Origin of the sequence: Kitasatospora sp. NPDC059722, from assembly GCF_042733235.1 — a bacterium.
GTDB lineage: Bacteria > Actinomycetota > Actinomycetes > Streptomycetales > Streptomycetaceae > Kitasatospora.
This window is the reverse complement of record NZ_JBHWGD010000021.1, coordinates 41,345-67,129: the sequence shown is the minus strand read 5'-3', so window position 1 is coordinate 67,129 and position 25,785 is coordinate 41,345. Positions and strand designations below refer to the sequence as shown.

At 73.4% G+C, this 25,785-nt stretch carries 23 protein-coding genes; 19 read left to right on the top strand and 4 right to left on the bottom strand.

What is annotated here, in order from left to right; all coding sequences use genetic code 11:
* The first annotated feature begins 68 nt into the window (after positions 1–68).
* From hpnE to ACFV4F_RS16415, 7 genes are all read left to right on the top strand, one after another.
* Entirely contained in the window at positions 69–1,502 is a 1,434-nt protein-coding gene (hpnE, locus tag ACFV4F_RS16445; protein ID WP_380489233.1) for a hydroxysqualene dehydroxylase HpnE, read from the top strand.
* 137 nt (positions 1,503–1,639) lie between these two features.
* Positions 1,640–2,728, top strand: coding sequence for a polyprenyl synthetase family protein (locus ACFV4F_RS16440; protein WP_380503034.1), 1,089 nt, complete (start codon positions 1,640–1,642; stop codon positions 2,726–2,728).
* A gap of 7 nt (positions 2,729–2,735) precedes the next feature.
* Positions 2,736–4,817, top strand: a complete 2,082-nt coding sequence (gene shc / locus ACFV4F_RS16435) for a squalene--hopene cyclase (protein ID WP_380442213.1) — start codon at positions 2,736–2,738, stop codon at positions 4,815–4,817.
* On the top strand, positions 4,814–5,491 hold the full coding sequence (locus ACFV4F_RS16430; protein WP_380503031.1) for a 1-hydroxy-2-methyl-2-butenyl 4-diphosphate reductase: 678 nt from the start codon (positions 4,814–4,816) through the stop codon (positions 5,489–5,491). Before shc ends, ACFV4F_RS16430 begins: the two co-directional genes overlap by 4 nt.
* A gap of 2 nt (positions 5,492–5,493) precedes the next feature.
* Complete coding sequence (gene hpnH, locus ACFV4F_RS16425; RefSeq protein WP_359958036.1) at positions 5,494–6,522, top strand: adenosyl-hopene transferase HpnH; 1,029 nt, start codon at positions 5,494–5,496, stop codon at positions 6,520–6,522.
* Positions 6,523–6,639: 117 nt separating this feature from the next.
* Entirely contained in the window at positions 6,640–8,550 is a 1,911-nt protein-coding gene (dxs, locus tag ACFV4F_RS16420) for a 1-deoxy-D-xylulose-5-phosphate synthase (protein ID WP_380503028.1), read from the top strand.
* Entirely contained in the window at positions 8,540–9,940 is a 1,401-nt protein-coding gene (locus ACFV4F_RS16415; protein ID WP_380489223.1) for an aspartate aminotransferase family protein, read from the top strand. The genes dxs and ACFV4F_RS16415 overlap by 11 nt, the downstream gene beginning before the upstream one ends.
* Before the next feature lie 65 nt (positions 9,941–10,005).
* Here ACFV4F_RS16415 and ACFV4F_RS16410 read toward each other — a convergent pair whose 3' ends face one another.
* Positions 10,006–10,278: a DUF6343 family protein gene (locus tag ACFV4F_RS16410; RefSeq protein WP_380442204.1), complete on the bottom strand. Its 273-nt coding sequence runs from the start codon at positions 10,276–10,278 to the stop codon at positions 10,006–10,008.
* A gap of 76 nt (positions 10,279–10,354) precedes the next feature.
* On the opposite strand from ACFV4F_RS16410, the gene ACFV4F_RS16405 reads away from it, so the two are divergent.
* On the top strand, positions 10,355–10,615 hold the full coding sequence (locus ACFV4F_RS16405; RefSeq protein ID WP_380442202.1) for an I78 family peptidase inhibitor: 261 nt from the start codon (positions 10,355–10,357) through the stop codon (positions 10,613–10,615).
* A 33-nt stretch (positions 10,616–10,648) separates the two neighbouring features.
* Here the strand turns inward: ACFV4F_RS16405 and ACFV4F_RS16400 are convergent, their stop codons facing one another.
* Together ACFV4F_RS16400 and fabG are read right to left on the bottom strand one after the other, a co-directional pair.
* Complete coding sequence (locus ACFV4F_RS16400) at positions 10,649–11,500, bottom strand: phosphatase PAP2 family protein (protein WP_380503025.1); 852 nt, start codon at positions 11,498–11,500, stop codon at positions 10,649–10,651.
* A gap of 244 nt (positions 11,501–11,744) precedes the next feature.
* On the bottom strand, positions 11,745–12,509 hold the full coding sequence (gene fabG / locus ACFV4F_RS16395) for a 3-oxoacyl-ACP reductase FabG (protein ID WP_380489214.1): 765 nt from the start codon (positions 12,507–12,509) through the stop codon (positions 11,745–11,747).
* 405 nt (positions 12,510–12,914) lie between these two features.
* Between fabG and ACFV4F_RS16390 the strand changes: the two genes are divergently transcribed.
* On the top strand, positions 12,915–13,778 hold the full coding sequence (locus ACFV4F_RS16390; RefSeq protein ID WP_380442196.1) for a MarR family winged helix-turn-helix transcriptional regulator: 864 nt from the start codon (positions 12,915–12,917) through the stop codon (positions 13,776–13,778).
* A gap of 298 nt (positions 13,779–14,076) precedes the next feature.
* On the opposite strand, the gene ACFV4F_RS16385 is transcribed toward ACFV4F_RS16390, so the two are convergent.
* Complete coding sequence (locus tag ACFV4F_RS16385; RefSeq protein WP_380442194.1) at positions 14,077–14,940, bottom strand: aldo/keto reductase; 864 nt, start codon at positions 14,938–14,940, stop codon at positions 14,077–14,079.
* Between the two features lie 446 nt (positions 14,941–15,386).
* On the opposite strand from ACFV4F_RS16385, the gene ACFV4F_RS16380 reads away from it, so the two are divergent.
* The 10 genes from ACFV4F_RS16380 (at position 15,387) to ACFV4F_RS16335 (ending at position 25,785) form a co-directional block, all read left to right on the top strand.
* On the top strand, positions 15,387–17,261 hold the full coding sequence (locus ACFV4F_RS16380; protein ID WP_380489210.1) for an ABC transporter transmembrane domain-containing protein: 1,875 nt from the start codon (positions 15,387–15,389) through the stop codon (positions 17,259–17,261).
* A gap of 73 nt (positions 17,262–17,334) precedes the next feature.
* Positions 17,335–19,107: an ABC transporter ATP-binding protein gene (locus tag ACFV4F_RS16375; RefSeq protein ID WP_380503022.1), complete on the top strand. Its 1,773-nt coding sequence runs from the start codon at positions 17,335–17,337 to the stop codon at positions 19,105–19,107.
* Positions 19,108–19,296: 189 nt separating this feature from the next.
* The gene (locus ACFV4F_RS16370) at positions 19,297–19,542 is read left to right on the top strand and encodes a LapA family protein (protein WP_380442188.1); all 246 of its coding nucleotides are present in this window, start codon (positions 19,297–19,299) and stop codon (positions 19,540–19,542) included.
* A gap of 56 nt (positions 19,543–19,598) precedes the next feature.
* A complete protein-coding gene (locus ACFV4F_RS16365) occupies positions 19,599–20,318 on the top strand; it encodes an amino acid ABC transporter ATP-binding protein (protein WP_380490073.1) in 720 nt (239 codons plus the stop codon).
* 40 nt (positions 20,319–20,358) lie between these two features.
* On the top strand, positions 20,359–21,312 hold the full coding sequence (locus ACFV4F_RS16360; RefSeq protein WP_380503019.1) for a glutamate ABC transporter substrate-binding protein: 954 nt from the start codon (positions 20,359–20,361) through the stop codon (positions 21,310–21,312).
* 13 nt (positions 21,313–21,325) lie between these two features.
* A complete protein-coding gene (locus ACFV4F_RS16355) occupies positions 21,326–21,970 on the top strand; it encodes an amino acid ABC transporter permease (protein ID WP_380442186.1) in 645 nt (214 codons plus the stop codon).
* Positions 21,967–22,836: an amino acid ABC transporter permease gene (locus tag ACFV4F_RS16350; protein WP_380442184.1), complete on the top strand. Its 870-nt coding sequence runs from the start codon at positions 21,967–21,969 to the stop codon at positions 22,834–22,836. The genes ACFV4F_RS16355 and ACFV4F_RS16350 overlap by 4 nt, the downstream gene beginning before the upstream one ends.
* Positions 22,837–23,034: 198 nt before the next feature.
* Positions 23,035–23,940, top strand: a complete 906-nt coding sequence (locus ACFV4F_RS16345; RefSeq protein ID WP_380442229.1) for a LysR family transcriptional regulator — start codon at positions 23,035–23,037, stop codon at positions 23,938–23,940.
* A 158-nt stretch (positions 23,941–24,098) separates the two neighbouring features.
* Positions 24,099–24,680: a cysteine dioxygenase gene (locus tag ACFV4F_RS16340; RefSeq protein ID WP_380442182.1), complete on the top strand. Its 582-nt coding sequence runs from the start codon at positions 24,099–24,101 to the stop codon at positions 24,678–24,680.
* A gap of 7 nt (positions 24,681–24,687) precedes the next feature.
* Entirely contained in the window at positions 24,688–25,785 is a 1,098-nt protein-coding gene (locus ACFV4F_RS16335) for a YeiH family protein (protein ID WP_380503016.1), read from the top strand.

The window sequence follows — 25,785 nt, the reverse complement described above, 5'->3', positions numbered from 1 at the left end:
TTGTCCACGACCGAGCCGACCACGGCAGCCGCCGCCGGGCGGTCCAGCGATCGCGAGGGGGAGGGCCGATGACCGGGCGAGCCGATGCCGCGCGCCCGGCCGCCGTCGTGGTCGGCGGCGGCCTGGCCGGGATCACCGCCGCGCTGCGCCTGGCCGAGGCAGGGCAGCGGGTCACCCTGGTGGAGGGGCGGCCCCGGCTCGGCGGCCTCGCCTTCTCCTTCCGGCGCGGCGAGCTGACCGTCGACAACGGCCAGCACGTCTACCTGCGCTGCTGCACCGCCTACCGCGGCCTGCTCGACCGGCTCGGCGCCACCCGCCTCACCCACCTCCAGGAGCGGCTCGACGTCCCGGTGCTCTCCGTCACCGGCCCGGCCGAGGCGCCCGTGCGCACCCTCGGCCGGCTGCGCCGGGCCGGCCTGCCGGTCCCGCTGCACCTGGCCGGCAGCCTCGCCCGCTACCCGCACCTCGGCCCGGCCGACCGCGCCCGGGTGGTCCGCGGCGCGCTCGCCCTCCAGCGCCTCGACCTGGCGGACCCGGCGCTGGACGGCACGTCCTTCGGCGCGTGGCTGCGCCGCCACGGGCAGAACGAGCGGACCCTCGCCGCCCTGTGGGACCTGGTCGGCGTCGCCACCCTGAACGCCTACGCGGACGACGTGTCGCTGGCCCTCGCGGCCATGGTGTTCAAGACCGGCCTGCTCTCCGACCCGGGCGCCTCCGACATCGGCGTCGCCGCCGTCCCGCTCGGCACCATCCACCACGACCGGGCGCTCGCCGAGCTGGAGCGCGCGGGCGTGACGGTGCTGCTGCGCGCCCGCGCGGCGGAGCTCAAGCCCGGCGCGCAGCAGCACGCCGTACGCCTGGAGGGCGGCGAGCTGCTCACCGCCGAGACCGTCGTCCTGGCCGGCGCCCAGGACAGCGCGGCCGCCCTGCTGCCGCCGGACGCGATCCCCGCACAGGAGCGCCTGGCCGGCTTCGGCACCTCGCCGATCCTCAACGTCCACGTCGTCTACGACCGCAAGGTCCTGCGCCGCCCCTTCTTCGCGGCGCTCGACTCCCCGGTCCAGTGGGTCTTCGACCGCACCGACCACTCCGGACTGGCCGCCACGCCGCTCGGCCGCGAGCACCCCGGCGCCCAGTACCTGGCGCTCTCCCAGTCCGCCGTGCGGGACGAGATCGACCTGCCCGTCGCCGAGCTGCGCGAGCGGTACCTCCCGGAGCTCGCCCGGCTGCTGCCCGCCGCGGCGGGCGCCGAGGTGCTGGACTTCTTCGTCACCCGCGAGCGCACCGCCACGTTCGACCCGGCCCCCGGCACCGCGGCGCTGCGCCCCTCGGCGGGCACCCGCGTGCCCGGCCTGCTGCTGGCCGGTTCGTGGACGGCCACGGGCTGGCCCGCGACGATGGAGGGGGCCGTGCGCAGCGGCCACGCCGCGGCCGACGCGGCGCTCGCCGCCTCAGGCGCCCGCCGCCCGGTGGACCGGGGCGACGGGAGGTGGCCGAGGTGACCAGCGGCCCCGTCGCCGGCGACCCCGCGAGAGCCGGCGCCCGTCCCCCCGGACGCGCCGGGCACCCCGGGCGCGCCGACACCGCAAGCATCCGGCCGGCCCGCGCGGTCCGGCACCACCAGGGAGAGGGAACGCACGTGGAGTCACGCACCGGCACCGCCGCTGGAGGCACGGCGCACGCCGAACCGGTCTCGGTGCCGGAGCTGCTGGCCCGCAGCCGCACGCTCTGCACCCCGCCGCTGCGCGCCGCCGTCGCCCGTTTGGCCGCACCGATGGACACCGTCGCGGCGTACCACTTCGGCTGGATCGACCGGGACGGCACGGCCGTGAAGGGCGACGGCGGCAAGGCCGTGCGCCCGGCGCTGGCCCTGCTGTCCGCCCAGGCGGCGGGTGCGTCCGCCGAGGTGGGAGTGCCCGGCGGGGTCGCCGTTGAACTGGTACACAACTTCTCCCTGCTCCATGATGATCTGATGGACGGTGACGAGACCCGGCGCCACCGGGCGACCGCCTGGACGGTCTTCGGCCCGGCCCAGGCGATCCTGGTCGGCGACGCCCTGGCGACGCTCGGGACGGAGGTGCTGCTCGACGCCGGCGCGGCCGGTCCGGCGAGCGCCGCCGACGCCTCGCGCGCCGTCCGGCTGCTCACCACCGCCACCCGCCGGCTCATCGACGGGCAGGCGATGGACGTCGCCTTCGAGCAGCGCGACAGCGTCACCGTCGCCGAGTGCCTGGAGATGGAGGGCGGCAAGACCGCCGCCCTGCTCGCCGCCGCCTCGGCGATCGGCGCCGTGCTGGCCGGGGCCGACGACGAGGTCTCCGGCTCGCTCCAGCGCTACGGCCACCACCTGGGCCTGGCCTTCCAGGCGGTGGACGACCTGCTCGGCATCTGGGGCGCCACCGAGGTCACCGGCAAGCCGCACTGGGGCGACCTGCGCCAGCGCAAGAAGTCCCTGCCGGTCGCCGCCGCCCTCGCCGAGGGCGGCGCCGCGTCGCGCCGCCTGGCCGAGCAGCTGGCCGACCCCTCGGGCCGCGGGGAGGAGAGCGAGCCCGAGCTCGCCGCCCGGGCCGCGCTGATCGAGCAGGCCGGCGGCCGCGCCTGGACCCAGGAGGAGGCCCGCCGCCAGCACACGACCGCCCTCGCCGCTCTCGACGAGGTGCCCATGTCCGACCCGGTGCGCGAGCACTTCGTCGCACTCGCCGAATTCGTGGTGGTACGAGAGAGGTGACGTTACGTTGACAGCAACCGCGGACGGCCGGCTCGACCCTGAGTACGATCCCGAGCCGGTCGCGGTGGGCGACCGCCCCCCGGCCCTGCTGGGCACCGGACTGTGGCGGCCCGAGGACCCCGCCCCGCCCCCACCGGGCGGGGAAGCGGCCCCGGGTCCGGCCGACGCCCGGGACGCGCTGGCCCGGGCCACCGCCCACCTGCTCTCGCTGCAGAGTCCGGACGGCTGGTGGAAGGGCGATCTGGAGACCAACGTCACCATGGACGCCGAGGACTTACTGCTCCGGCAGTTCCTCGGGATCCGCACCGAGGAACAGACCGCGGCCACCGCCGACTGGATCCGCTCCCAGCAGGGGGAGGACGGCACCTGGGCCACCTTCCACGGCGGGCCGCCCGAACTGTCCACGACCGTCGAGGCGTACGTCGCCCTCAAACTCGCCGGCGACGACCCGGACGCACCGCACATGCTTGCCGCCGCGCGCTACGTCCGCTCCGCCGGGGGCATCGCCGCCGCCCGGGTCTTCACCCGGATCTGGCTCGCGCTCTTCGGCTGGTGGCCCTGGGAGCGGCTGCCCGAGATGCCGCCCGAGATCATCTTCCTGCCCCGCTGGCTGCCGCTGAACATCTACGCCTTCGGCTGCTGGGCCCGCCAGACCATCGTCCCGCTGACCGTCGTCTCGGCCCACCGCCCGGTCCGCCCGGCGCCCTTCGCGCTCACCGAGCTGCACACCGACCCCGGTGACCCCTTCCCCGACCGGCCGCTCGCCCCCGCCACCAGCTGGGACGGCCTCTTCGAGCGCCTCGACAAGGTCCTGCACGCCTACCACCACCGCGCGTTGCGCCCGCTGCGCAAGCACGCCATCGCCCAGGCCTGCCGCTGGATCGTCGAGCGGCAGGAGGCCGATGGCTGCTGGGGCGGCATCCAGCCGCCCGCCGTCTACTCGCTGATCGCCCTGCACCTGGAGGGCTACGAGCTGGAGCACCCGGTGATGCAGGCCGGGCTCACCGCCTTCGACCGCTTCACCGTGCACACCGAGGACGGCATGCGCTGGCTGGAGGCCTGCCAGTCCCCGGTCTGGGACACCTGCCTGGCCACCATCGCCCTGGTCGACGCCGGACTGCCGGCCGACCACCCGGCGCTGGTGACCGCCGTCGACTGGATGCTCGGCGAGGAGATCCGCAAGCGCGGCGACTGGAGCGTGCGGCGGCCCTCGCTGGAGGCGGGCGGCTGGGCGTTCGAGTTCGAGAACGACACCTACCCCGACATCGACGACACCGCCGAGGTGGTGCTCGCGCTGCGCCGGGTCGCCCACCCCGATCCGGCGAAGGTCGACGGGGCGGTGGACCGGGGAGTGCGCTGGAACCTCGGCATGCAGTCCAAGAACGGCGCCTGGGGCGCCTTCGACGTCGACAACACCAGCACCCTGCCGAACAAGCTGCCGTTCTGCGACTTCGGCGAGGTCGTCGACCCGCCGTCCGCCGACGTCACCGCGCACGTCGTCGAGATGCTCGCCGAGGTCGGCCAGGCGCGGGACCCGCGCACCCGGCGCGGCGTGGAGTGGCTGCTGCGCAACCAGGAGGCCGACGGCTCCTGGTTCGGCCGCTGGGGCACCAACTACATCTACGGCACCGGCTCGGTGCTGCCCGCCCTCGTCGCGGCCGGCGTGCCGGACGAGCACCCGGCGATCCGCCAGGCCGTCCGCTGGCTGGAGGACCGCCAGAACGCCGACGGCGGCTGGGGCGAGGACATGCGCTCCTACGACGACCCGGCGCGCTGGGCCGGGCGCGGCGACTCGACCGCCTCGCAGACCGCGTGGGCGCTGATGGCGCTGCTCGCGGCCGGCGAGGGCCCCGAGCGTCGGGCCAACCCGGCGGTGGAGCGCGGGGTCGACTGGCTGGTGCGCACCCAGCTGCCCGAAGGCACGTGGGACGAGCCGCAGTTCACCGGGACCGGCTTCCCGTGGGACTTCTCCATCAACTACCACCTGTACCGGCTGGTCTTCCCCGTCACCGCCCTCGGCCGCTACCTGGGCGGCGGTCCGGCGGTCCTGCGGGAGGGCGCCGGCCCGGTGATCGGGGCGTCCCGGTGACCACCCCGCCCCTGCTGGTGCTCTGCGCGCTCGGCCCCGAGGTCTGGGCCCTGCGCGGCGGGAACTGGCGCGGCTCGGCGGGCGGGCCGCCGGTGCTGCTGCGCACCGGGGTGGGCCGGCGGCGGGCCGGCCACGCGGTGCGCCGGGTGCTCGGCTCCGCCCCGGGCGGCTACGGCGCGGTCGTGGTGGCCGGCTTCGGCGCGGCCGTCGGCCCCGGGATCGCCCCGGGGGACGTCGTCGTCGCCGACGGCGTGCGCAACGCGGAGGGCAACCTGTTCGCCGTCCGCTCGGCCGCCGACCTCGCCCGGGCGCTCAAGGAGCGCGGGCTGGCCGTGCACACCGGGGTGCACCACACCGCCGACCACGTCGTCCGCGGCCTCGAACGGCGGGCCCTGTACCTCCAGGGCGCGCTCGCCGTCGACATGGAGGCCGCCGCCGTCCTCGCCGCGCTGCACGAGCTGCGGCCCGCGCTGCCCGCGGCCGTCCTGCGGGTGGTCGTGGACACCCCCGAGCGGGAGCTGCTGCGGCCCGGGACGCTCCCCGCGGGGGTGCGCGCCTGGCGGACCCTCCGCGCGACCGTTCCCGCCCTCGTCGACTGGTACCGGCAGGACCTCCCGGACCGCAGGGAACCGCACCACCCCACATCCTCGACGCTCCCCCAGGAGGCGAGCTAGCCATGGCCATGCCGTTGCGCCAGACCGTGCGGGTCGGCACCTACCTCATGCAGCAGAAGCTGCTCAAACGGCGGGACAAGTTCCCCCTGATCGTCGAGCTGGAACCGCTGTTCGCGTGCAACCTCGCGTGCGAGGGCTGCGGCAAGATCCAGCACCCGGCGGGCGTGCTGAAGCAGCGGATGCCGGTCGCCCAGGCGGTCGGCGCGGTGCTGGAGTCCGGCGCGCCGATGGTCTCGATCGCCGGCGGCGAACCGCTGATGCACCCGCAGATCGACGAGATCGTCCGGCAGCTGGTGGAGCGCCGCAAGTACGTGTTCCTGTGCACCAACGCGCTGCTGCTGCGCAAGAAGATCGACAAGTTCCGGCCCTCGCCCTACTTCACCTTCGCCGTGCACATCGACGGCATGCGCGAGCGGCACGACGAGTCGGTGGCCAAGGAGGGCACCTTCGACGAGGCGGTGGCGGCCATCAAGGAGGCCAAGCGGCGCGGCTTCCGGGTCACCACCAACAGCACCTTCTTCAACACCGACACCCCGCAGACCGTCATCGAGGTGCTGGACTACCTCAACGACGAGCTCAAGGTCGACGAGATGATGATCTCCCCGGCCTACGCCTACGAGAAGGCCCCCGACCAGGAGCACTTCCTCGGCGTCACCCAGACCCGCGAGCTGTTCCGCAAGGCCTTCGCCGGCGGCAACCGGCAGCGCTGGCGCCTCAACCACAGTCCGCTCTTCCTGGACTTCCTGGAGGGCAAGAAGGACTTCGAGTGCACGCCGTGGGGCATCCCCAACTACTCGCTCTTCGGCTGGCAGCGGCCCTGCTACCTGATGGCCGACGGGTACGTGCCCACCTACCGCGAGCTGGTCGAGAAGACCGACTGGAGCAAGTACGGCCGCGGCAAGGACCCCCGCTGCGAGAACTGCATGGCCCACTGCGGCTACGAGCCGACGGCGGTGCTCGCCACCATGGGCTCGCTCAAGGAATCGCTGCGCGCGATCACCGAGACCGTCAGCGCCAACCGCGGCCGCTGACCGGAGCCGCTCCGGCGGACCCGGTCGCTCCAGACCGGCCCGGGCGCCGTGCCCGGGCCGGCCCCGCCCCTCGGGGGCGAAGGCACCACCGCACCACTCGAGTCGTGAGGTGTACCCATGTCACTGCTCTCCAGCGTCACGTCCCCGGCCGACCTGCGAAAGCTCCCCGCCGCCGAACTGCCGCTGCTCGCCGACGAGATCCGCGACTTCCTGATCGACGCCGTCACCCGGACCGGCGGGCACCTCGGCCCGAACCTCGGCGTGGTGGAGCTGACCATCGCCCTGCACCGGGTCTTCGACTCCCCGTACGACCGGATCGTCTTCGACACCGGACACCAGAGCTACGTCCACAAGCTCCTCACCGGGCGCCAGGACTTCAGCCGGCTGCGGATGAAGGGCGGCCTGTCCGGCTACCCGTCGCGCGCCGAGTCCGAGCACGACCTCGTCGAGAACTCGCACGCCTCCACCGCCCTCTCCTACGCCGACGGCCTCGCCAAGGCCGCCCAGCTGCTCGGCCAGCACGACCGGCACACCGTCGCCGTCATCGGCGACGGCGCGCTCACCGGCGGGCTCGCCTGGGAGGCGCTCAACAACATCGCCGACGCGAAGGACCGGCCGCTCGTCATCGTCGTCAACGACAACGAGCGCTCCTACGCGAAGACGATCGGCGGCCTCGCCCACCACCTCGCCACCCTGCGCACCACCCAGGGCTACGAGCGCTTCCTCGCCCTCGGCAAGGGCGCGCTGCAACGAACCCCGCTGGTCGGCCAGCCGATCTTCGACGCGCTGCACGGCGCCAAGAAGGGCTTCAAGGACGCGTTCGCCCCACAGGGCATGTTCGAGGACCTCGGGCTCAAGTACCTCGGCCCGATCGACGGCCACGACCTCGGCGCCGTCGAACAGGCGCTGCGCCAGGCCCGGGGCTTCGGCGGCCCGGTCATCGTGCACTGCCTGACCGTCAAGGGACGCGGCTACCGCCCCGCCGAACAGGACGAGGCCGACCGCTTCCACGCCGTCAACCCGATCGACCCCTACACCTGCCTGCCGATCTCGCCCAGCGGCGGCGTCTCGTGGACCTCGGTGTTCGGCGAGGAGATGGTCGCGCTCGGCGCCGAGCGGCCCGACGTCGTGGCGATCACCGCGGCGATGCTCCAACCGGTCGGGCTGGAACGGTTCGCCAAGGCCCATCCCGAACGCACCTTCGACGTCGGCATCGCCGAGCAGCACGCCGTCACCAGCGCCGCCGGGCTCGCCACCGGCGGGCTGCACCCCGTCGTCGCCGTCTACGCGACCTTCCTCAACCGCGCCTTCGACCAGGTCCTGATGGACGTCGCCCTGCACCGGCTCGGCGTCACCTTCGTCCTCGACCGCTCCGGGGTGACCGGGCCCGACGGCGCCTCGCACAACGGGATGTGGGACATGTCGATCCTCCAGGTCGTGCCGGGCCTGCGGCTCGCCGCCCCGCGCGACGCCGACCAGCTGCGCGCCCAGCTGCGCGAGGCCGTCGACGTGGCCGACGCCCCCACCGTCGTGCGCTTCCCCAAGGCGACCATCGGGCCCGCCGTCCCGGCCGTCGAACGCGTCGGCGGCGTGGATGTGCTGCTGCGCACCGGCGACCTGCCCGAGATCCTCCTGGTCGCCGTCGGCACCACCGCGCCGGCCTGCCTGGACGCCGCCCGGCTGCTGATCGCCGAGGGCTTCGCCGCGACCGTCGTCGACCCGCGGTGGGTCAAGCCCGTCGACCCGGCGCTGCCCGCACTCGCCGCCGCCCACCGGCTCGTGGTCACCGTCGAGGACAACGGGCGCACCGGGGGCGTGGGCGCCGCCGTCGCCCAGGCGCTGCGCGACGCCGACGTCGACGTCCCGGTGCGGGTGCTCGGCCTGCCCCAGGAGTTCCTCGGCCACGCGGCCCGCGGCGAGGTCCTGGAGGAGGCCGGGCTGACCGGCACCGGGGTCGCGGCCCAGACCGCCGTCTTCGCCAAGAACCTGCTACCGACCAGAGGAGCGAACCCGCGCCATGCCGGCTGACCCCGACCGCACCGCCTTCGACCTCGCCGCCCTGATCGCCGAGCGCGGCGGCGAGCGGTACGAGCTGCACGGCCGCTACCTCAACCCGCAGCTGCCGCGGATGCTCCACACCATCGGCTTCGACAAGTACTACGAGCGCGCGCAGGGCCCGTACTTCTACGACGCCGAGGGCAACGAGTACCTCGACATGCTGGCCGGCTTCGGCATCTTCGCCCTCGGGCGCCACCACCCCGTGGTGCGCTCGGCGGTCCAGCAGGTCATGGACCTCGACCTGCCCGACCTCGTGCGCTTCGACTGCTCGCCGCTGCCCGGGCTGCTGGCCGAGCGGCTGCTCTCGTACGCGCCGGGGCTGGACCGGGTGTTCTTCGGCAACAGCGGCACCGAGGCGGTCGAGACCGCGCTCAAGTTCGCCCGCTACGCCACCGGCCGCAAGCGGATCCTCTACGCCGACCACGCCTTCCACGGGCTGACCGTCGGCTCGCTCTCCGTCAACGGGGAGAACGGCTTCCGCAAGGGCTTCGACCCGCTGCTGCCCGACACCGCCATCCCGCTCGGCGACCTCGGCGCGCTGGCCAAGGAGCTGAAGCGCGGCGACGTCGCGGCGCTGATCGTCGAGCCGATCCAGGGCAAGGGCGTCCTCGCGCCGCCGCCCGGCTGGCTGCGGGCGGCCCAGGACCTGCTGCACGAGCACAAGGCGCTGCTGATCTGCGACGAGGTACAGACCGGGATCGGCCGCACCGGGGAGTTCTTCGCCTACCAGTACGAGGAGGGCGTGCTGCCCGACCTGGTCTGCGCGGCCAAGGCGCTCTCCGGCGGCTACGTGCCGGTCGGGGCGACGCTCGGCAAGGGCTGGATCTTCGAGAAGGTGTACTCCTCGATGGACCGCGTGCTCGTCCACTCGGCCAGCTTCGGCTCCAACGCCCAGGCGATGGCGGCCGGGCTCGCGACCCTGGAGGTCATGCGCGACGAGAAGGTGGTCGAGAACGCCCGGCAGGTCGGCGACCACTTCCGGGAGCGGCTCGCCGCGCTCGTCGACAGGTACGAGCTGCTGGCCGAGGTGCGCGGCAAGGGGCTGATGATCGGCATCGAGTTCGGCCGGCCCAGGTCGCTCAAGCTGCGCACCGGGTGGACCGCGCTCCAGGCGGCCCGCAAGGGGCTGTTCGCCCAGATGGTGGTCGTGCCGCTGCTCCAGCGCCACCGGATCCTGACCCAGGTGTCCGGGGACCACCTGGAGGTGATCAAGCTGATCCCGCCGCTGATCATCACCGAGCGGGACGTCGACCGGTTCGTCACGGCGTTCACCGACGTCATGGACGACGCACACCGGGGGAGCGGGCTGATGTGGGACTTCGGGCGGACGCTGGTGAAGCAGGCGGTCGGCAACCGCTGACGGCCGTTGCCGGAAGGAGCGGGAAGCCGGCCCGGCCGACTTCCCGCTCCGGGGGAGACACCGCGTCAGAGCTCGGTCCGGCGGCGCCGGATGACCACGACGAGATCGACGGCGGCGAACAGGGTGAGCAGGCCCATCACGACCGCGAAGCCGGTGAGGGTGCCGCTGCTCGGGGCCCCGTACGACGGGGAGTTGGCCGCCCAGACCGCGAAGGCCACCGTCGCGATCGCGAACAGCGGGGTGAAGGTGAGCGACAGCAGGTAGCGGAGCTTGAGGTCGCTGCGGGCGGTCGAGGGCTCGGTGCCGCTGCGCCAGCGCCGCGGGGTCGTGGTGCGCATGCCCGTTCACCTCCCGGCCGCACGGGTGCGGGCTACGATTCCAGCGTACGTCCGAGGGACGGGCCGGGGAGGGGCGATGACGGGATCGGGCGGGGAACGACCGGGGGCCGGCGGCGGCGATCAGGGGGGCGCGGGCCACGCCTGGGACGGGCCGGAGGGGGACGCCGAGGGCTACGCGGGACTGCGGATCGAGCGGGCGCGGGAACTGGCCCGGCGGCACGGGTGGGCCTCGGTCCGGGTGCTGGAGCCGGACGCGATGATCACCATGGAGTACCGGGAGGGGCGGCTCAACCTCGCGGTGCGCGACGGCGTGGTGGAGCGTAGCTGGGAGGGGTGAGGCGCCGTACCGGGCCGTTGACCCGGCCGTCGTTCATCGGTTCCGGACGTCCCGGCGGCTCCGGCTCCCGCTTCGGTTTCGGCTCCGGCGCCTGCGGCTGGTGATCCACTCCTCGGCCGTGGTGACGAGCGGCTCCAGCAGCGGCAGCGAGAGCAGCACCAGCAGTCCGGCGGCCCAGCCGGCCAGGACGTCGGTGACCCAGTGGGTGCCCAGGTAGACGGTGGTCAGGCCGATCGAGCAGGCGGTGGCGGCGGCGATCAGCGCGCCGGTGCGGCGCCAGCGGACGGCGAGGTAGGCCAGCACACCCCAGGTGACGACGGCGTTGGCGGTGTGGCCGGACGGGAAGATCGTGCCGCCGGAGAAGAGCTCGGGGGAGCCGACGTACTGGGCGTAGTGCGGGCCGAGCCGGCCGGTGACGATCTTGACGGCGCCGACGGTGACGTTGAGCAGCAGCAGGGCGACGCCCATCACCAGGAGCGGGCGCAGCCGGCCGAGCCGGTGGGCGCGCCAGGCGAGCCAGGCGAAGGCGGCGATCGCGGAGGGGCCGCGCTGGCCGGCCACCACCCAGGTGCCGAGCAGCGGCTCCAGGCCGGGCCAGCGCTCGTAGGGGCGCAGCAGGCGGACCGACCAGTCGAGGTCGACGAGGGCGGTGTTGAGGAGTACACCGGCGAGTACCAGCAGGTAGCAGGCGCAGGTGGCGAGGAGCAGGAGCGCGCGGCGGCGGCTCATCGGGGGCCAGCCGGGCTCGGCGGTGGTCGGGCCGAGCGGCGCGCGGCCGTCCGGGGCCGGGCGCACGGGCCGCCCCGGGGACGGCCGGCCGGGGCGGCGGGAGGTGTTCTCCGGGCCCTGCTTCGGGAATTGCCGGGAGGCACTCGGGGCTTGCACGGGGGTGACCCTACCCATCCGTCCGGTGCCATTTCGGGGGTAATTGTCATTTCCCCGGGAAATCGACAATCCGGTCGGCAGGGGATGGTCCGGGGAGTGATTTCGGCTAATCCCCGATCGAAAGTCCGTGTGGTGTTCGAATCATCCTTCAAAAGGCTCGGTAAAAAGAACGGGGCGGCCGGCCGGTCCGCCCGGCCGCCCGCCCCATGGTCACCCTGTGTAGGTTCCGTGCCCAGCAGAGGGGTCAGTCGAGGGGGCCGCCCGCGACGTAGATCACCTGACCGGAGACGAAGCCGGCGCCCTCGCTCGCGAGGAAGGAGATGGTGTGGGCCACATCCTCAGGCAGACCGACCCGCTGGACCGGGATCTGAGAGGCTGCGGCCCGCTTGAAGTCTTCGAAGTCCATGCCGACCCGGGCCGCGGTGGCCGCGGTCATGTCCGTGGCGATGAAGCCCGGGGCCACGGCGTTGGCGGTGACGCCGAACTTGCCGAGCTCGATGGCCAAAGTCTTGGTGAAGCCCTGCAGGCCCGCTTTGGCGGCCGAGTAGTTGGCCTGGCCGCGGTTGCCCTGGGCGGACGAGGAGGACAGGTTGACGATGCGGCCGAAACCCGCGTCCACCATGTGCTTCTGCACCGCGCGGGTCATCAGGAAGGCGCCGCGCAGGTGGACGTTCATGACCGTGTCCCAGTCGGACTCGGACATCTTGAAGAGCAGGTTGTCGCGGAGCACTCCGGCGTTGTTGACCAGGACGACGGGGGCGCCGAGCTCGGCCACCACGCGGTCCACGGCGGCCTGGACCTGCCCGGCGTCCGAGACGTCGGCGCCGACCGCGAGGGCCCGGCCGCCCGCGGCGGTGATCCGGTCGACGGTGTCCTTGCCGGCCGCCTCGTCCAGGTCGAGGACGGCGACCGCGTAGCCGTCGGCGGCCAGTCGGAGGGCGGTGGCGGCGCCCAGGCCGCGTCCGGCGCCGGTGACGACGGCGACCCGGGGGGTGCTCTGCTCGGTCATGCTCGCTCTCGTCTCTCTCAGGATTTTCCCAGGGAAGGGCGTCCCCGGGTGACGCTGGCCACACCCTACCGGCGAGTAGGAAGGGCGGCCAGAGCGGAGACGCGCAGGTGACGGTGGGTAAGGACCGACCGGTCGGCTTTCTGCTGAGAACGGGTTACCGAGAAGGCGTGGCGGCGCGTAAATATGCCAATGTTGCCGAACCTGCGTCTACTATCCGCCCCTGCCTGCCAGCGAGGGCCAGCCGTTTGTATAGTGTCCGCCAGCAGCCACCGGCTGCACGGCTGGAGCGCCCTCCCTCATAGCGGGACGCCCACTCGCCGTTACTGCCCCACCCGGGTGTCCCACACACACCGGGTGTGACATCGGGACGGATACATGGTGCTGGGGGAGATCCCGACGACCCGCGTGTCTGCGCGACTGCAGCAGTCGCCCGGACACCTCATCCGCGTTGCACAGCAGGTCCACACGCGACTGTGGTCCGAACACGTCGGAGCCGATCTCACGGCTCCGCAGTTCGCCGTCCTGCTGGTCCTCGCGCTGGAACCGGGCGCGGACCAGAGGACGGTCGGCGAGCGTGCCTCGCTCGACAAGGCCACGATGGCGGAGATGGTCGCGCGGCTGGTCCGCCGCGGCTTGGTGCTGAGAAGGCGCGACCCGGCCGACGGCCGGCGCAAACTCCTCGCTCTGTCGCAGAGCGGGGCCCAGGCGGTGCGCGAGGCCACCGGAGGCGTGGTCCGCGTGCAGCGCACCCTGTTCGAGCCGCTCGGCGCGGACGAGCAGGTCGAGATCGTCCGGGTGATGGCCAAGATAGCCAGGCTGGAGCCCGCGGCGGTCGTGTACAGCGACGCGCGGCCGATACTGGACGCCCAGCGGGCGATCGGTTACCTGATCAGGGTGAGCCAGCAGGTGCACACCAAGCTCTGGTCGGAGCACGTCGGTGCGGAGCTCACCGCTCCGCAGTACGCGGTGCTCGACGCGCTGGAGCTGGAACCGGGCGCGGACCAGCGCACGGTCGGCGAGCTGGCCTCGCTGGACAAGGCCACGATGGCCGAGATGGTGAGCCGTCTCGTCCGCCGCGGTCTGGTGCAGCGCCGCCGCGACCCCTCGGACGGGCGGCGCAACCTGCTCTCGCTCTCGCCGGCGGGACAGGACCTGCTGCACCGCTCGGCGGCCGGCGTCGCCAAGGTCCAGCAGCTGCTGCTGGCGCCGCTGGACGAGCACGAGCACGCTCCGGCGCTCGCGCTGATCGGCAAGGCCGCCAGGCTCTAGCCTCCGCCCTTTTGAGCTCCAGCCAAAACGATTCGCCAACGTACGGACGATCCCGGGTCAGGGGTCGGGTCGGACGGGGGTGGGTCGGGGAGGGTTTCGGGCTCGTGTCGTAGTGATCGTGTGCTTGTGTGCTCACATATTTGCGGCACGAGTCCCTTCCGGGCATGTCGAAGACCGCCCACTCCTCAACGGGGTGGGCGGTCTTTCGATATGACCGCTGGTCCGGTGGCTACGGGTTCCCGGTCAGGGACGCCTGGCTACGGGTGCCCGGCGTCCCGGCCTCGCGGCCGGGCGGGGCTCAGTTCCAGTCGAAGCCCTGCGGGTCCGGGCCGATGCGCTCGCCGGTGGCGACGCCGGCGATCGCGGCGAGGTCCTCCGCGTCCAGCTCGAAGCCGGCCACGTCCAGGTTCTCCCGGATACGGGAGGGGGTGACCGACTTCGGGATCGCGATGATGCCGCTCTGCAGGTGCCAGCGGAGCACGACCTGGGCGACCGTGCGGCCGTGCTTCTCGGCGATCTTCACCAGCGCCGGCTCGGCGAGCAGGTCCTTGCCCTGGCCCAGCGGGCTCCACGCCTCCGTGGCGATGCCGTGCTCGGCGTGGAAGGCGCGCAGTTCCGTCTGCGGGAAGTACGGGTGCAGCTCGACCTGGTTGAGCGCCGGGACGACCGAGGCCTCGTCGACCAGGCGGGTCAGCTGCTCGGGGCCGAAGTTCGAGACGCCGATGGAGCGGGCCCGGCCGTCGGCCTTGAGCTGCTCCAGCGCCTTCCAGACGTTCGGGTAGGTGCCGTGCATCGGGCGCGGCCAGTGGATCAGGTAGAGGTCGACGTACTCCAGGCCGAGCTTGGCCAGCGAGGCGTCGAACTCGCGCAGGACCGCGTCCCGGCCCTGCGCGCCGGACCAGTCGCGGGTGCCGGAGTTCCACAGCTTCGTGGTGATGTAGAGGTCCTCGCGGGCCACGCCGCCGGCCAGCGCCTCGGTGACGGCCTGGCCGGTGCCCGTCTCGTTCTCGTAGATCGCCGCGGTGTCGATCGAGCGGTAGCCCGCCTCGATGGCGGCGCGGACGGCCGGGGTGGCCTCCGCGTCCGGGACCTGCCACACGCCGAAGCCGAGCTGCGGGATCCGCGTGCCGTCGTTCAGGGTCACGGTGGGGATGTTGCTCACGGGAAGGGGTGCCCTCCTGGTCGACCATGGGTTCCAGTGGGGCAACCGGAACTCATGGAGTGTTTGTTCCCGCCGTTCGGGTGAACCTTCCGGGGCCGGGGGCCGTCCGGGCGGGGAACCGCGGGGGCGGGCCCGGAAAACCTGTTGCGCGGATCACACCGGGGTTGGCAGGCTCGCGGCCATGACCTCCTGAGACACGGGCCCTTCGTGCCCTCCCCAGTCAGCCCCGGCCGCTGCCGGGCGCGTTTCCGTCGCCGTGGCCCGCGCCGCCCGTGGCGCGCGGCGCCTCGAACCATCCCGAAGCCTCCCGGACCGTGCGCACCGCGGACTGCTCGCCGCAGGCCGCGTGCCGCCGAACCGGCGTGCCGCCGTTTCGCGTGCCGCCGCTCCGCGCGCCGACCGGGCCACCCCAGGACCGTCCCCCGAACCACCGGCATCGGAGTGTCATGCCGCTCGCCCCCCTCCCCCTGGCCGATCCCGGCCGCCCCGACCTCTCCTCACCCCTCGCCTTCCTGCGCTGGCTCCAGCGCGCCCAGCGGCGCGGGCAGGTGCTCTCCACCTGCTGGGCGCTGCTGGAGATGGGCGGTCAGGCCGCCCTGCCCGTACCGCTCGGACACGGCGTCCAGGCCGCCGTGGACGGCGACGCGGGCGGGATCTGGCGGGCCGGCGCCCTCGTGGTGCTGCTCGCCGCCGTCGCCTCGCTCGGCACCGTCCTGCTGCACCGCCAGGCGGTCTGGAACTGGATCCACGCCGCCACCCACGTACGGCAGTTGGTCGCCCGGCAGGCCTCGCACCTCGGCGCCGGGCTGTCCCGGCGGATCGCCACCGGCGAGGTCGTCGCGGTCGGCAGCGGGGACGTCGAGCGGATCGGCTGGTACGTCGAGCTCGTCGCCCGCGTCCGGGCCGCGGTGATCGTCTGGCTGGCGGTCAGCGCGGTCGTGCTGGTGACCGAGCCGGTGCTCGGCCTCGGCGTGCTGCTCGGCGTGCCGGTGCTCGCGGCCTCCGTCTGGCCGCTGATCGGGCCGTTCGAGCGGCGCTACGAGAAGCAGCGCGCGCTCGGCGGCAAGGCCACCGAACTGGCCGCCGACACCGTCGCCGGGCTGCGGGTGCTGCGCGGCATCGGCGGCGAAGAACTGTTCCTGGAGCGCTACCGCGCGGCCTCCCAGAAGGTCCGCGCCGCGGCCGTCCGCTCGGCCCGGCTGTGGTCCCTGATGCAGGCCCAACAGGTGCTGCTGCCGGGCCTGTTCGTCGTCGGGGTCACCTGGTACGGGGCCCGGCTGGCGGCCTCCGGGGAACTCGCCGTCGGCACCCTGATCGCCGTGTACGGCGCGACCGCCTTCCTGGCGGCGCCGCTGCGGATCCTCGGCGAGGCCGCGCACGCCTGGAGCGTGGCCCGGGTCTCCGCGGGCCGGGCCGTCCGGGTGCTCTCGCTGCGCCGGACCAGCGGCGCGGCCGAGGCCGCGCTCACCCGGCCGGGCACCTGCGACCTGCACGATCCGGTGACGGGGCTGACCGCGCGGGCCGGCGAGCTGACCGCCGTGGTCTGCGGCGATCCGGACTTCGCCGGAGCGCTCGCCGAGCGGCTCGGCGGGCACGTCCCGACGGCCGAGGAGGAACGGCAGCCCTCCGCCCGGCTCGGCGGGACGGAGCTGGACGCGGTGCCGCTGGCCGAGGCGAGAGCCGCGGTGCTGGTCCACGACAAGGAGCCGGTACTGCTCTCCGGCACACTGGCCGGGCTGTTCGACATCCCGTCCTCGGGCCGGGTCCCGGTCGCCGAGGCGCTCGCGGCCGCCCGCTCCGACGACGTGCTGGAGGCCCTGGTGGAGGGCTCGCCGGAGTGCGGGGGAGACCCGATGCGCGCCCGGATCACCGAGCGCGGCCGGTCGCTGTCCGGCGGCCAGCGCCAGCGCCTCGCACTGGCCCGCGCGCTGCTGGCCGACCCGCCGGTGCTCGTCCTGGACGAGCCCACCAGCGCGGTCGACGCCCACACCGAGTCGCGGATCGCCACCGGGCTGCGCGACGTCCGGGCCGGGCGCACCACCGTGGTGTTCGCGACCAGCCCGCTGCTGCTCGACCAGGCGGACCGGGTGGTGCTGGTCCGCGACGGCCGGGCGGTCGTGGCCGGGCGGCACCGCGAGCTGATGCGGACCGAGCCCGCGTACCGGTCGGTGGTCACCCGTGACGAGGAGGCCGCGCCCGGGGCTCCTGCCCGGGGCGAGGCCGTTGCGGGGAAGACCGTTGCGGGGGCGGCCGCCCGGGGCGGGGAGACCGTGCCCGGGGCGGAGGCGGCTTCCGTGGGGGCCGGGGAGGGGGCCGCGTGAGCACGTCCGTCAACCGTCCTGCGAACAACTGTGCTGCGAACAACTGTCCTGCGAAGCCGGCGAGGAGTACGTCATGAAGCCCCCTCTGCATCAGGAGCAGGGGCCGGCCGCCACCCTGCCGGTCGGCTCGCCGGCCGCCGTGCGCGCGTACCTGCGGCTGCTCGCGCGGCGCCACCGCACGGCCTTCTCCGGGGTGGTGGCGCTGCACTCGGTGGCCACGCTCGCCGGGCTGGTCGGGCCGTGGGTGCTCGGCGGGCTGGTCGAGTCGCTGGCCCCGGACGGTGCGCGGGCCTCCCTCGGGGTGGCCGTCGCCTGGTACCTGCTGGCGCTGGCGGTGCAGTCCGCCTTCACCGGCTGGTCCCGGATGCGCGGCGCGATCCTCGGCGAGCGGGTCCTCGCCGACCTGCGCGAGGACTTCCTGGTCCGCTCGGTCGCGCTGCCCACCGGCGTCCTGGAGCGGGCCGGCACCGGCGACCTCGTCTCCCGGGGCACCACGGACATCGACCGGCTGGACAAGTCCGTGCGCGAGGCGGTGCCCGAACTCGCGGTCGCCGTCGTGTCGTTGCTGCTGGTCCTCGGCGCGCTGCTGATCACCTCGCCGCTGCTCGCGCTCACCTCCCTGGTCGGGCTGCCGTTGCTGCTGGCCAGCTCCCGCTGGTACTTCCGGCGCGCGCCGCAGTCCTACCGCAACGAGTCGGCCGGGTACGCCGCGGTGAACACCGTGCTCGCCGAGACGGTGGACGCCGGGCGGACGGTCGAGGCGCTGCGCCTGGGCGACCAGCGGGTCCGCCTGACCGACCGCAAGCTGCGCGAGTGGCTGGCCTGGGAGCGGTACACGCTGTGGCTGCGCTCGGTGTGGTTCCCGACCGTCGACGCGGTCTACGCCTCGGCGGTGCTGGCCACGCTGGTGCTCGGCGGACTGTTCACCCTCCGCGGCTGGATCACCGTCGGCCAGCTGACCACCGGGGTGCTGTACGCCCAGATGCTCACCGGCCCGGTCGACCTGATCCTGCGCTGGTACGACGAGCTGCAGATCGGGCAGGCCTCGCTGGCCCGGCTGGTCGGCGTCCGCGAGGTGCCGGAGCACGAGGGCGACGAGGGCGCGCGCCCGGACGGCCGCCGGGTCGAGGCCACGGACGTGCGGTTCGGCTACCGCGAGGGCGCGGACGTCCTGCACGGGATCAGCCTGGACGTCGCCCCGGGCAGCCGGGTGGCGCTGGTCGGGCCGTCCGGGGCGGGCAAGTCCACCCTCGGGCGGCTGCTGGCCGGGATCTACGCGCCCGGCCGGGGCAGCGTCACGCTCGGCGGCGCGGCGCTCGCGCGGATGCCGGCCGAGCGGGTCCGGGCCGAGGTGGCGCTCGTCAACCAGGAGCACCACGTCTTCGTGGGTACGCTGCGGGACAACCTGCGGCTGGCCGCGCCCGGGGCCGATGACACCGAGCTGAGGGCCGCGCTCGACGCGGTGGATGCCGGTGCCTGGGTGGACGCCCTCCCGGAGGGCCTGGACACCGAGGTCGGCTCCGGCGGCGCCGTGCTGACCCCGCCGCAGGCCCAGCAACTGGCCCTGGCCCGGCTGGTGCTGGCCGATCCGCACACCCTCGTGCTGGACGAGGCCACCTCGCTGCTCGACCCGCGCGCCGCCCGGCACCTGGAGCGCTCGCTCTCCCGGGTGCTGGAGGGGCGGACGGTCATCGCCATCGCGCACCGGCTGCACACCGCGCACGACGCCGACGTGATCGCGGTGGTCGAGGGCGGGCGGATCAGCGAGTACGGCAGCCACCCGGAGCTGGTCGCGGCCGGCGGTCCGTACGCGGCGCTGTGGCGCTCCTGGCGGGACGAGCGGTAGTGCCGGTCAGGTCCGGGGTCGTCAGGTCCGGGGTCGTCAGGTCCGGAGCGTTCCGGTCCCGCGCGGCGAGCGCAGGGCCCGGAACGCCCCAAACCCGCACGGGGCCGGATTGCCCCGTGCGGGTTACTCCACCCGCACGGAAGGGCGCGTAACCGGGCAAAACGGGGTCCGGGCCCGCAGACTGCTCCGGTGACCAAAGTTTCAGGCGGCTCGTCCGGCCCCCAGCGCAGCGAGATCGGCGGGATCCCCACCCGGTACATCGGGATCGGCGTCATCGTCATCCTCGCGGTGTGGTTCCTGTTCGCCAACCTCGACAAGGTGAAGATCCAGTTCTGGGTCTTCACCGTCACCGCGCCGCTGTGGATCGCCCTGCTGGCCACCCTGCTCGCGGGCGGCGCGCTGGGCTGGCTGCTGAAGGGGCGGCGCGCCCGGTGACCGCCGACCCCGGGCCCGCGCAGGGCGGCGCGTCCGGTTTCGCGCCGCTGATCGAGATGCGCGGCGTCAACAAGCACTTCGGGGACCTGCACGTCCTGCAGGACATCGAGCTGACGGTCGGCCGCGGCGAGGTCGTCGTGGTGATCGGACCCTCCGGTTCCGGCAAGTCCACGCTCTGCCGGGCCATCAACCGGCTGGAGCCGATCGAGGGCGGCACCATCCTGATCGACGGCGAGCCGCTGCCCGAGGAGGGCAAGGGGCTGGCCCGGTTGCGGGCCGAGGTCGGAATGGTGTTCCAGTCCTTCAACCTGTTCGCGCACAAGACGGTGCTGCAGAACGTCTCGCTCGCCCAGATCAAGGTGCGCGGCCGGCCGAGGGCGGAGGCGGATGCCAAGTCCCGGACGCTGCTGGAGCGGGTCGGGCTGGCCGATCAGGCCGGCAAGTACCCGGCGCAGCTGTCCGGTGGCCAGCAGCAGCGCGTGGCGATCGCCCGCGCGCTGGCGATGGACCCGAAGGCGCTGCTGTTCGACGAGCCCACCTCGGCGCTCGACCCCGAGATGATCAACGAGGTGCTGGACGTCATGCGCCAGCTCGCCCACGAGGGCATGACGATGGTCGTCGTCACGCACGAGATGGGCTTCGCCCGGGCCTCGGCGAACCGGGTGGTCTTCATGGCGGACGGCCGGATCGTCGAGGACCGCGCCCCGGAGGCGTTCTTCAGCGCTCCCGAGAGCGAGCGCGCCCGGGACTTCCTCTCCAAGATCCTGAAGCACTGAGGCGGCGCCGGTGATGAGGAAGGCCGTTGCGAGGAAGGCCGTGACCACGAGGGCGGCGGAGAAGGCCGGGACGAGGAAGGCTGGGACGGAGAGGGCCGGGGCGAGGAAGGGCGGGGCCGCCGCCGCGTTGGTGCTCGCCGTGCTGGTGGCGGGCTGCGGCAAGGCCGGCACCCCGCCGCCCAAGGGCCCGCAGCCCAGCGCCCTGCCCAGCTACCAGGTGCAGGACGCCGCCGCGATCACCGGCTCGCCCACCCTGAACGCGGCCCGCGGCCGCGGCCACCTGGTGGTCGGTGCCAAGGAGGACCAGCCGTACCTGGGGCAGAAGAACCCGGCCACCGGCGTGTACTCGGGCTTCGACATCGAGATCGCCAAGATGGTCGGGGCCTCGCTCGGGTTCGCGCCGGACCGGATCCAGTTCAAGACCATCGCCTCGGCCAACCGCGAGACCGCGCTGCAGAACGGCCAGGTGGACTACTACGTCGGCACATACACCATCAACGACAACCGCAAGAAGCTGGTCGGCTTCGCCGGCCCGTACTTCGTCGCCGGGCAGTCGCTGCTGGTGCGCAAGAACGACAACAGCATCCACGGCCCGCAGGACCTGGACGGCAAGAAGGTGTGCTCGGCGGCGGGCTCGACCCCGTACCAGCGGATCCAGTCGAAGTACCCGAAGGCGAAGCTGATCGGCTACGACACCTACTCGGCCTGCGTGGACAACCTGATCACCGGCCAGGTCGACACCGTCACCACGGACAACGCGATCCTGCTGGGCTACGCGGCGAAGGTGCCGGACGAGCTCAAGGTCGTCGGACCGCTGTTCTCGACGGAGCCGTACGGGATCGGGACGCCGAAGAACGACACCGTGCTGCGGTACGCGCTGGACGACGCCCTGGCCCAGCACGAGCAGAACGGCGACTGGAAGAAGGCGTTCGACGCGACCCTCGGCCTCTCCGGGGAGCCCGCGCCGACCCCGCCGCAGATCGACCGGTACTGAGAGGGGCCGCGCCGTGAAAACGCTGACCGACAACTGGTCGACCTACTGGGACGGGTTCCTCGGCACGCTCTCGCTGTTCGCGGTGAGCGCCGTGCTGTCGCTGGTGCTGGGCGTGCTGATCGCGAGCTTCCGGGTCTCGCCGGTGAAGCCGCTGCGGATCTTCGGCACGGCGTGGGTGACGATCCTGCGCAACACCCCGCTGACCCTGCTGTTCTTCATCGTGGTGCTGGGCCTGCCGCGGTTCGACATCACGCTGCCCTTCTACACGTTCGCGGTGCTCGCGCTCGGCTGCTACACCTCGGCGTTCGTCTGCGAGGCGATGCGCTCGGGCGTCAACACCGTGCCGCTCGGTCAGGGCGAGGCGGCGCGCAGCCTGGGCATGACCTTCGGGCAGACGATGGGGCTCGTGGTGCTGCCGCAGGCCTACCGCTCGGTGGTCGCGCCGATCGGCAGCGTGCTGATCGCGCTGGCGAAGAACACGGCGATCGCCGGCTCCTTCAGCGTCACCGAGCTGCTGGGCACCTACCGGACCATCAACGAGCTGGGCTACAGCATCGTCTGGACGTTCGTCTGGATCGCCGTCGGCTACCTGATCATCACCCTGGCCATCAGTGCCGTCTTCAACCTGCTCGAACGACGACTGGCGGTGTCGCGATGACCGTTGAATCCTCGGCGCTGTACGACATCCCCGGCCCGAAGGCGCTCGCCCGGCACCGGACGTATGGCGTGGTCGCGCTGGTGCTGATCGCGGGGCTGATCGCGTGGGTCGTCTACATGCTGTTCCACACCCACCAGTTCACGTACGCGAAGTGGGAGCCGTTCGAGTACCGCGGCGTCCAGGACCTCCTGCTGCGCGGGCTCGGCAACACGCTGCAGGCGTTCGGCTGGACGGTGCTGTTCGCGCTGCCGTTCGGGGCGCTGTTCGCGGCCGGGCGGCTGTCGGACCACCGGGTGGTGCGCTGGTTCTCCACGCTGGTGGTCGAGTTCTTCCGGGCCATGCCGCTGCTGGTGATGATCTTCTTCGTCTTCGTCGCGCTGAAGGTGCAGCCGCTTTGGGCGCTGGTGGCCGGGCTGGTGCTGTACAACGGCTCGGTGCTGGCCGAGGTGTTCCGCGCCGGCGTGCTCGCCGTGCCGAAGGGGCAGCGGGAGGCGGCGTACGCGCTCGGGCTGCGCAAGACCCAGGTGATGACCTACGTGCTGGTGCCGCAGGCCAACCGGGCGATGCTGCCGGCGATCATCAGCCAGCTGGTGGTCGCGCTCAAGGACACCTCGCTCGGCTTCCTCATCACCTACGAGGAGTTCCTGCACGCGGGCAAGCTGATCGCCACCAACCTCGACTACGACCTCCCGTTCATCCCCGTGGTGATCGTGATCGCGCCGATCTACATCGGGATGTGCCTGCTGCTCTCCTGGCTCGCCCGGTGGGTCGAGCGGCGCAGCCGGCGCAGCCCGAGCGTGCGGGGCGGGGCGCCGGTGGCGAAGGCGGGGGTGGCGCTGGGGCTGCCGCCGTCGGCGCAGCAGTGAGGCGGGTGACGCGGGTGGCGCGGGGCGGCGGCCAGGGGTGGTGGAGCGGTCGCGCCGGGGTGGGTCCGCCGTGCCGGTGTGGCGGTTGGTTCGCGACTGAACCATAGGTGTGCTCGGGGTCAGGCCCGGAACCTCCAATTTCCTCTTATGATTGCGGAGGCTGGAGGCAGACGACCGGGCGGAGGGGCCATGGAGCCGGTGTTCGACTCGCGGCACATCAGGACGTTCCACGAGGTGGTCAGGGCCGGGTCCTACTCGGCGGCGGCCCGCGAACTCGGCTACACCCAGCCCGCCATCACCCAGCAGATGAAGGCGCTCGAACGCACCGTCGGCGTCCCCCTGTTCACCCGCGCCGGACGCGGACTGCGCCTCACCGAGGCCGGCGAGGCGCTCTCCCGGCACGCCGAGGTGATCCTCGGTAGCCTCTCCGCCGCCCAGCAGCAGCTCGCCGCGCTCGCCCGGCTGCGCACCGGGCGCGTGCGGGTCTGCGCGTTCCCGAGCGCCAACGCGACCCTGATACCGCAGGCGATGGCGCGACTGCTCGACGAGCACCCGGGCGTGCGGGTCGAGCTCCTGGAGGCCGAGCCGCCGGACTCCGTCCAGCGGCTGCTGCGGGGGGAGTGCGACATCGCGTTGGCCTTCCGCTACCCCGGCGCCCCGGCCGATGTGCCGGAGGGGCTGGACGAGATTCCGCTGATGGAGGACCTGCTCACGGTGCTGCTGCCGGTCGGGCACCCGCTCGGGCGCCGGCATGCCGTGCGGCTCGTCGACCTCGACCGCGAGCGGTGGATCGCCGGGTGCCCGCGCTGCCGGGCGAACCTGCTGCACGTGTGCGCGGAGGAGGGCTTCGCGCCGGACATCGTCTTCTCGACGGACGACAACCTCGCGGTGCAGAGCCTCGTCGCGGCCGGCGTCGGGATCGCGCTGATGCCGGCCCTCGTGCTCTCCTTCATGTGCCACCGCAAGGTCACCGGGCGGGCCGTCGAGCCGCACCTACGGCGGCACGTGAGTGCGTACGTGCTGCGCGAGCACCGGCGGATCCCGGCCACCGCGCTGGTGCTGGACCACCTGCGGCAGGCGGCCGCGAGCCGGGTGGGGTGCTGAGCCCGGTCCCGGTGCACTGCCGGCCGTCGGCTGGTGAAGACGGGTTCCCGGGTTCGCCATCGGGGGGAAGATCGCCTGCGGACTTATAAGCGCACGTTGGAATACCGCTTACGATCCCTCGTTGGACGTGATAGGTCCGCTTGGCCGAACCTGCTGGCATGACAGCCCCAGCCACGGTCGACAGCGACCGTCTCACCGAGCGGATGAACGCCCTCATCGGCGAGATCCGCGCCGTCGTCGACCGCGGCCTGCCGCCGGAGCTCACGGCGTACCTGGTCGGCGAACGCCTCGCCCCCCACCTGTCGGCCGACCCCGACGGCCCCGGCGCCCTGCTCACCCCCGCCCAGTGCGAGGCCGACCCCGCCCGCTACCGGCAGCACGTCGTGCACGCCGAGGAGGACGGCAGCTTCTCCGTCGTCGCCCTCGTCTGGCTGCCCGGCCAGCAGACCCCGATCCACGACCACGTCTCCTGGTGCGTCGCCGGCGTCCACCAGGGGCAGGAGAGCGAGATCCGCTACCGGCTCATCTCCGACGGCCGCACCGCCCGGCTCGTGGAGACCGAGCACGTGGCCGGACCGGCCGGCACCGTCGCCGCCTTCGCCCCGCCCGGTGACATCCACCTCGTGCGCAACGCGTGCAGCACCACCGCCATCTCCATCCACGTGTACGGCGCCGACGTCTCGCGCCTCGGCACCAGCATCCGGCGCGTCTACCGGCTGCCCGCCGACGGGCAGCGGTGAGCGTGGCGTGGCGCTGACCCTCCGGGAGCGGACCACCCGGGAGCGGACCACCCGCACCCGCACCCGCTCCCTCCCCCCGCTGGGCGGCGACGCCCACGGCCTGCTCCTCGCGGCCGCGGGCGTCGGCGCCGCGCTCGCCGTCCACGCGGCCGTGCCGGCCGTGCCCAAGCTCACCGCCGCCGTCGTGCTCGGCATGGCGGCGGCCCACCTGCCCGGGCTGCGCCCGGTCGTGCGCGGCGTGGCGCGGCCCGGCCTGTCCACGGCCGGCAAGCGGCTGATGCGGCTCGGGATCGTGCTGCTCGGCCTCAAGCTCAGCCTCGGCGACGTGCTCGGCCTCGGCTGGGCCACCGTCGCCATGGTGATCACCGTCGTCGCGGCCACCTTCGGCGGCACGCTGTGGCTCGGGCGCAGGCTCGGGCTGCCGGGGGACCAGCCACTGCTGATCGCCACCGGCTACTCGATCTGCGGCGCCTCGGCGATCGGCGCGGTCAGCCAGGCCTCCGGCAGTGACGAGGAGGACGTCGCCGCCTCGGTCGCGCTCGTGACGCTGTGCGGCACGCTCGCGATCGCCGTGCTGCCGCTGCTCCAGCACCCGCTCGGGCTCGGCGAGGTGGAGTTCGGGCGCTGGGTCGGCGCGAGCGTGCACGACGTCGGGCAGGTCGTCGCCACCGCGCAGACCGGCGGGCCCGGAGCGCTGCGCGAGGCCGTCCTGGTCAAGCTGATGCGGGTGGTGCTGCTGGCGCCGCTGGTCGCCGGGGTCGCGGTCGCGGTGCGGCGCAGGCAGCGGTGGAACAAAGAGAACATTGCTGGACCAACTGCTAAAGAGTCGGTCAAAAGCGACACCCGGCCGCCGATCGTCCCGCTGTTCGTCGCGGGCTTCCTCGCGATGATCGTCCTGCGGACCACCGGAGTGCTGCCCGAGCGGGCGCTGACCGTGGCCGGGGACGCCCAGGAGCTGCTGCTCGCCGCCGCGTTGTTCGGTCTCGGCAGCGCCGTCCACCTGCCGACCATGGTCCGCACCGGCGGGCGGATCGCCCTGCTCGGCCTCGGCTCCTGGGTGATGGTCGCGGGGGTCTCGTACGCCGGAGTGCTGCTCACGACCTGA

Excerpts from the sequence above, each read along its gene's own strand:
- ACFV4F_RS16405 (WP_380442202.1), top strand. The coding sequence starts at position 10,355 with ATGACGGGATCGGGCGGGGAACGACCGGGGGCCGGCGGCGGCGATCAG.
- fabG (WP_380489214.1), bottom strand. The coding sequence starts at position 12,509 with ATGACCGAGCAGAGCACCCCCCGGGTCGCCGTCGTCACCGGCGCCGGA.
- hpnE (WP_380489233.1), top strand. The coding sequence starts at position 69 with ATGACCGGGCGAGCCGATGCCGCGCGCCCGGCCGCCGTCGTGGTCGGC.
- ACFV4F_RS16415 (WP_380489223.1), top strand. The coding sequence starts at position 8,540 with ATGCCGGCTGACCCCGACCGCACCGCCTTCGACCTCGCCGCCCTGATC.
- ACFV4F_RS16340 (WP_380442182.1), top strand. The coding sequence starts at position 24,099 with ATGACAGCCCCAGCCACGGTCGACAGCGACCGTCTCACCGAGCGGATG.
- dxs (WP_380503028.1), top strand. The coding sequence starts at position 6,640 with ATGTCACTGCTCTCCAGCGTCACGTCCCCGGCCGACCTGCGAAAGCTC.
- ACFV4F_RS16350 (WP_380442184.1), top strand. The coding sequence starts at position 21,967 with ATGACCGTTGAATCCTCGGCGCTGTACGACATCCCCGGCCCGAAGGCG.
- hpnH (WP_359958036.1), top strand. The coding sequence starts at position 5,494 with ATGGCCATGCCGTTGCGCCAGACCGTGCGGGTCGGCACCTACCTCATG.
- ACFV4F_RS16380 (WP_380489210.1), top strand. The coding sequence starts at position 15,387 with ATGCCGCTCGCCCCCCTCCCCCTGGCCGATCCCGGCCGCCCCGACCTC.
- ACFV4F_RS16410 (WP_380442204.1), bottom strand. The coding sequence starts at position 10,278 with ATGCGCACCACGACCCCGCGGCGCTGGCGCAGCGGCACCGAGCCCTCG.
- ACFV4F_RS16365 (WP_380490073.1), top strand. The coding sequence starts at position 19,599 with ATGCGCGGCGTCAACAAGCACTTCGGGGACCTGCACGTCCTGCAGGAC.
- ACFV4F_RS16375 (WP_380503022.1), top strand. The coding sequence starts at position 17,335 with ATGAAGCCCCCTCTGCATCAGGAGCAGGGGCCGGCCGCCACCCTGCCG.